Origin of the sequence: Enterobacter cloacae complex sp.6700776 (genome assembly GCF_048284255.1) — a bacterium.
GTDB classification, from domain to species: Bacteria; Pseudomonadota; Gammaproteobacteria; order Enterobacterales; family Enterobacteriaceae; genus Enterobacter; species Enterobacter intestinihominis.
On the sequence record NZ_JBLVYK010000072.1, the window covers coordinates 1 to 382 of the forward strand.

At 44.5% G+C, this 382-nt stretch carries 1 pseudogene; it reads left to right on the top strand.

The window, feature by feature from the left end:
• Nucleotides 1–81 precede the first annotated feature (81 nt).
• Nucleotides 82–288, top strand: a pseudogene (locus ACNQ0T_RS23260) (DUF4158 domain-containing protein); the annotation flags it as partial.
• Nucleotides 289–382 lie beyond the last annotated feature (94 nt).

A 382-nucleotide genomic window follows, 5' to 3' on the forward strand; every position in this document is an offset into this window, starting at 1 on the left:
GTTTTACGATGTCCGATAATTTATAACATTTCGTACGGTTGGAAAAATGTTACTAAATGCCCGTCAGGCAGGGAGGCCGATATGCCCGTTGACTTTCTGACCACTGAGCAGACTGAAAGCTATGGCAGATTCACCGGTGAACCGGATGAGCTTCAGCTGGCACGATATTTTCACCTTGATGAAGCAGACAAGGAATTTATCGGAAAAAGCAGAGGTGATCACAACCGTCTGGGCATTGCCCTGCAAATTGGATGTGTCCGTTTTCTGGGCACCTTCCTCACCGATATGAATCATACCTAGATTCTACGTCAGTACTTCAAAAAGCATAATCAAAGCCTTGATAAATATGCATTCCTTCGAAATTCAGCTTTCACCCATTGGG